This window comes from Candidatus Nomurabacteria bacterium, from assembly GCA_020847275.1.
Classification (GTDB): domain Bacteria; phylum Patescibacteriota; class Minisyncoccia; order Phycocordibacterales; family JACOZG01; genus JADLCI01.
The window spans coordinates 1-5400 of sequence record JADLCI010000008.1 but is presented as its reverse complement, the minus strand read 5'-3'; the positions used below and the strand labels follow the sequence as shown (position 1 = coordinate 5400).

The 5400-nt window shown below is 46.9% G+C and carries 7 protein-coding genes; 6 read left to right on the top strand and 1 reads right to left on the bottom strand.

The annotated features are described in order from the left end of the window. Window positions 1–251 precede the first annotated feature (251 nt). The 6 genes from nusA to clpP all read left to right on the top strand — a co-directional run bounded on the left by nusA (window position 252) and on the right by clpP (window position 4590). A complete protein-coding gene (gene nusA / locus IT398_02970) occupies window positions 252–1427 on the top strand; it encodes a transcription termination/antitermination protein NusA (protein ID MCC6291002.1) in 1176 nt (391 codons plus the stop codon). Window positions 1428–1483: 56 nt separating this feature from the next. Beyond that, window positions 1484–2014, top strand: coding sequence for an inorganic diphosphatase (locus IT398_02965; GenBank protein MCC6291001.1), 531 nt, complete (start codon window positions 1484–1486; stop codon window positions 2012–2014). A gap of 116 nt (window positions 2015–2130) precedes the next feature. Continuing rightward, window positions 2131–2784: a hypothetical protein gene (locus IT398_02960; GenBank protein MCC6291000.1), complete on the top strand. Its 654-nt coding sequence runs from the start codon at window positions 2131–2133 to the stop codon at window positions 2782–2784. Window positions 2785–2807: 23 nt separating this feature from the next. Then, complete coding sequence (locus IT398_02955; protein ID MCC6290999.1) at window positions 2808–3083, top strand: hypothetical protein; 276 nt, start codon at window positions 2808–2810, stop codon at window positions 3081–3083. Then, a complete protein-coding gene (locus tag IT398_02950) occupies window positions 3083–4000 on the top strand; it encodes a hypothetical protein (GenBank protein ID MCC6290998.1) in 918 nt (305 codons plus the stop codon). The genes IT398_02955 and IT398_02950 overlap by 1 nt, the downstream gene beginning before the upstream one ends. A gap of 8 nt (window positions 4001–4008) precedes the next feature. Next, window positions 4009–4590, top strand: coding sequence for an ATP-dependent Clp endopeptidase proteolytic subunit ClpP (clpP, locus tag IT398_02945; GenBank protein ID MCC6290997.1), 582 nt, complete (start codon window positions 4009–4011; stop codon window positions 4588–4590). Window position 4591: 1 nt separating this feature from the next. Here the strand turns inward: clpP and IT398_02940 are convergent. Continuing rightward, on the bottom strand, window positions 4592–5400 hold an 809-nt coding region (locus IT398_02940; GenBank protein ID MCC6290996.1), incomplete at its 5' end, for a hypothetical protein.

The window sequence follows — 5400 nt, the reverse complement described above, 5'->3', positions numbered from 1 at the left end:
GACCAGTGTTCACGGGGACATCAGGGTTGCCGTTTGGTGGGGTGGCCGTTGGCAGTTCCCAAGCGGCGTAAGTGAGGTTGGTGGAGAGGAGAAAAGCGAGGAGGAGGAGAAAGAGGGGTTTCATGGGAAGATTGTAACATCAAAAAAAACAAACTTGACTGTTGATAACCTTAGATATACAATGACTAAGTTCGGTCGTCCGGTTACGGAACGACCATTTTTATTAAAAAAATATGATGGACTTAAAAACAATGCGCTCGGCCCTAGAACAGCTAGAGGAAGAGCGTGGAATTCCTAAAGAGAAAATCCTAAGCGCTATTGAGGACGCGCTTATTGCTGCGTATAAAAAAGACTACGGTAAAAAAGACCAGATCGTCCAGGCAAAACTCGACTACAGTTCAGGTAAGGTTGACTTCTGTCAGGTAAAGATCGTGGTTGACAAAGAGATGCTACTCAATGAAGATGAAGAAGCACCAGAGGATGGAGGCACGAGCGGACAAGAGGAAAATAAGAAAGTTCATTTCAACCCAGAGCATCATCTTATGCTGGAAGACGCCAGAAAGATAAGATCGGACGCCGAACCAGGAGATGAATTAACCTTTCCTCTCGAAACCAAGGAAGACTACGGTCGGATTGCCGCTCAAACAGCAAAACAGGTTATTATCCAAAGATTACGAGAGGCCGAGAAATATTCGGTCCTGGCTGAATACGAGGGACGTGAGGGCGAGATTGTAAATGGCAAGGTCCAAAAGATGGAGCGTGGCAACGTTTTTGTTGACCTCGGACGTACAACCGGTCTCCTGTCTCGCGAAGAGCAAATCCCCGGCGAATACTATCGTCAAGGTGAGCGCCTTAAGGCCTATCTTTACTCCGTCGAGGAAACACCCCGAGGTATCAACCTGCGGCTATCTCGTGCCCACCCCAAGTTTGTGGAGCAACTTTTCGCCGTGGAAGCCCCTGAAATCGCCAGTGGCAAGGTGGTGGTCAAGGCGATCGCCCGTGAACCGGGCGCCAGAACCAAAATCGCCGTCCATTCTACCGACCCGAATATCGACCCAGTTGGCTCCTGTGTAGGTCAACGTGGCGTGCGCGTCAACACCGTTATTAGCGAGCTTGGTGGCGAAAAAATCGACATAATTGAATGGGAAGATAGCGTGGAAGAATTCATCCGAAGCGCGCTTTCACCAGCAAAAATTAATACCGTAACCCTTTTTACCGAAGAAAACCGAGCTCAAATTGAAGTAGATGCCGACCAATTCTCCCTCGCGGTTGGCCGTGGCGGGCAAAACGCCCGTCTCGCCGCCAAACTAACTGGTTGGAAAATCGACATTATCCCACCACCGTCAATGCCAACCCAGGAATCAAAACCCGTTGAGAAAGAGGCTGAAGCAATGACTGAACCAGAAATAAAGACCGAAACTGAGTAAAGATTCCCAGCCTCTTATTATTTGTCAAGTAGCTCAAGCTACGCTACAATCAAGCCATGAAAACTAACCTTTGGCACGACATCACCCCAGGAACAGCCGACAAAATGAATGTGATTGTGGAAATCAATCGCGGTTCTAAAAATAAATATGAAATTGACAAAGAAACAGGTCTAATCGCCCTAGATCGTGTCCTCTATTCCGCCCAAGATTTTCCTTGCGATTATGGTTTCATCCCCCAGACACTCTGGGACGACAATGATCCAGTCGATGTGATTATTCTCACCACTTACCCCCTCCTGCCAGGCCTCTTGATGCGCGCGCGACCAGTTGGAATTATGAACATGATTGATTCCGGCGACGCGGACGACAAGGTCATCGCCGTACCAGTGGACGATCCCCGCTGGGCTAATGTCCAGGATCTGCCCGACATCAATCCTCACACCCTGAAGGAGATTAAACATTTCTATCTGACATACAAACAGTTACAGAACAAGGTCGTGGAAATCAGCGGTTTCGGCAACAAGACGGAAGCCGAGAAAGCTTTCGCCCGCGGTTGTCAACTGTACAAAGAAAAATTTGGTAAATAGTTCAATGGTCAAAGTTCAGGTGATCAAAGATGGAAAATTCGTGAGGTTGGAAGGTCAGGAGTAGTTATGCTATAAATAGGGATAGAGAATTATCAGTTTAATAATTTAGTTTTATCATGAAAAAAGCAATCGTATTGTTTCTGGCGGCAATCTTGGTTCTGCCTACCCTGGCCAGTGCCCAAGAAAGCGCCCTTAAAACAAAACCATCTGACGACACCAAGCCAGAGCAAATGAATAAGTTGGATGAATTAAAAAAGCAGATGGAGACAAGACGCGAAGATCGCAAAGACAAACGGGAAGACAGGCAAATTGAACGCCAAGATAAGCGTGAAGACCGTCTAAGCAAGCACCTTAGTCTGGTGACAGAGAGAATCGGCAAATCCCTCACCCGAATTGACGAACTCCTATCTCGGGTTGGTAAGTACATTGAACAATTAGAAGGGCGCGGCGCAGATATGAGTAAGGCCCGAAAAGCAGAAACGGAAGCTAGAACCGCTCTCGATACCGCCAAGACGGCCCTCGCAAATCTGCCAAACAAAATCGGCACCGTGGCTGATGCAGATAAGCTTACATCAGACAACATCAAGACCATTCGTGAGGCCATTAAAAATGTTACCGACCTTACCAAAACGGTAGCCCAGAAGACACGGGAACTAGTCCAGTTAATCCGAGAAACGGCAAAACCGCTCCCCCCTATCCAGTCTTCTACCAACGAGCCAAGTGCCCCAACGACGCCAGCCGTTGACACTATCCCCGAAAGAGTTAACTAAATTATTAATTAATCAATAAAACCATGAACGGAGACAATCCAACAGTAAATAACAGTTCTAGCGGCTCACTCATTGGCTCAATAATCGTCGTGATTATCCTTATCGTCGGAGCTGTTTATCTCTTTAGTCAGAAAGCAACTGCACCCGAAACCCTTACCGCACCAACAGACAATCCAGAAGAAGTCACGACCCCTAAGGCACCGATCACTCAAGAATCGCTTGATATGGCAGCCGAAGACATTTCTGCCGAGGCAGACAAGCTTTCGCAAGATCTAGAAACCTTGAACGCCGGACTCTAGTGGAAATCAAAGTAAACAATTTACCCGAGAGCGAGATCGATCTCGAGGGAGAAATTCCAACGGAACGCTTCACGGCGTTCCGTTTGGTCGCGCTTAAGCAATTAAACAACGAAACCAAGTTGGATGGCTTTCGCACTGGTCATATTCCTGAAAAAGTCTTGACAGAAAAACTGGGTGAGGAAAAAATTCTGCTCGTAATGGCGGAACTGGCCCTGCAAAAAATTTACCCCGAAATCTTACGGGATAAGAAAATTGACGCGATTGGCCGGCCAGCGATTACCCTCACGAAGCTCGCGCCGGGTAACCCTCTCGGATTTAAAATTAAAACGGCCATTAAACCAAGTTTCACCTTACCTGATTACAAGAAAATCGCGAAAGAGGTAAACTCTCAACCAACGGAAGAAATCAAAATTGAGGATAAGGAAATCGAGGAAATGACAAAGACACACCCCAGCGAGACGAGAGAAAAGCTGGAAACCAGTCTGAAACAATTCAAAGAACGACAAGCTCGAGAGAAAAGACGGTTGAAAATTGCCGAAGGAATTATCACCGACACAACCATTAATTTACCAAAAGTTTTAATCGAGACCGAATTAGACAAAATGGCGGAAGAAATGAAAGCTCAAATCAGCCAAATGGGTCTCAAGTTTGAAGATTATCTAAAACATATCAAGAAGGAAATCTCTGACCTGAAGAAGGACTGGAACAATGAAGCCCAGAAACGCCTGAAAATTGGTCTGGTTCTAGCAGAAATCGCTAAGGAAGAAAAACTTACACCAGAAACGGCGGAAGTCGAAAAAGAAGTAAAACACCTTCAAGAACACTACAAAGATACGCCGGAGGAGCGTCTGCGTCATTATGTTAATGAAGTACTGCTCGTAGAAACAGTTTGGAAGTTTTTGGAAAATCAGATATAATCGCCACCATGCTTATACCAACAGTGATTGAAAAGTCCCCCTTCGGGGAGAGGGCCTACGACATTTACTCTAGGCTTCTGAAAGAGCGAATCATCTTCTTGGGCGGTCCAATTGACGATCACACCGCCAACATTATTATTGCCCAACTCCTATTCTTGGAATCAGAAGGTCCAAAGAAAGACATCACCATGTACATCAATTCGCCTGGAGGCTCTGTCTCGGCAACGATGGCCATTCTAGACACCATGAACTATGTGAAATCCGATGTTTCCACCGTTTGTGTAGGTCTCGCGGCTTCTGGCGGCGCAATTATTCTCTCTGCTGGAAAGAAAGGGAAGCGTCTCGCCTTACCAAACGCTGAAATTATGATCCATCAGCCTCTTGGCGGAACAGAGGGGCAGGCCAGCGATATCGCTATTACGGCTAAACAAATTTTGAAAATTAAAGACAAGTTAAACAAAATCCTGTCCAAACATAGTGGTAAACCAATTACGCAAGTCGAACGCGACTCTGACCGTGATTACTACATGAGCGCAGAAGAAGCAAAATCCTACGGCTTGATTGACGAGATTGTTAAGTCAAAGGGTTAGACTACGGGCAAACACCGCCACTAATCATTGGCGACCAACTAGCTACACCACTAATCAGTGCGCAAACACAGGGAGTGTTTTTCCCTGACGCTATATTTTGATACATAAAAATCATACCTTGGTCTGCAAGACTGAAGCTACAGCTACTGGGAGCAACCGTAGCGACTTCCAATTTAAGGGTATTGGCCTTGACTCTTCCAATAACATCTAGCTTAGCCGCAGGACTCACTGTTCCGATGCCAACATCACCAAAAGTTGTGATAGCCATCTCTGTTGTGTTCCCCGCTCGGTCGAAACTAAAACCACCAGCACCGCTATTGAAAACCATGGTTGAATTTTTGACACCGATTCCGTGTGAAGCTCCGGCGGTGCCAGCGTCATACAATATCTGCTGATATTCGTTGTAATTATCCAGAAAACCGTTTGCGACGTTATTGCCAATCGATAATCTACCATTTGGCGATGTCGTGCCGATACCCACATTACCTTGATTGGTTATTCTCATTCTTTCTTGTAGTGTCCCCCACATCGTAGAAAGAGCTAGCCCCGTATCAGATGCCCCGCCACTAACAACGGGTTTGACTTCAGCATATCCCTCCGCCGCTGAATTTCCAACACGAATACCCCCACCCACAACATCCAATCGACTCCCGGGACTTGCCGTCCCCACTCCCACATTTGTTCCATTGTCGAAGATCTGACTATTGCCCAAGGTAGTGCCGGTGGCCCACTTGGCAAGGTAATCAATGGTGCCAGCACCAGCTCCCCCACCACCACTGGCACCCCCGAGGGGAACCCAGGCAGAACTCG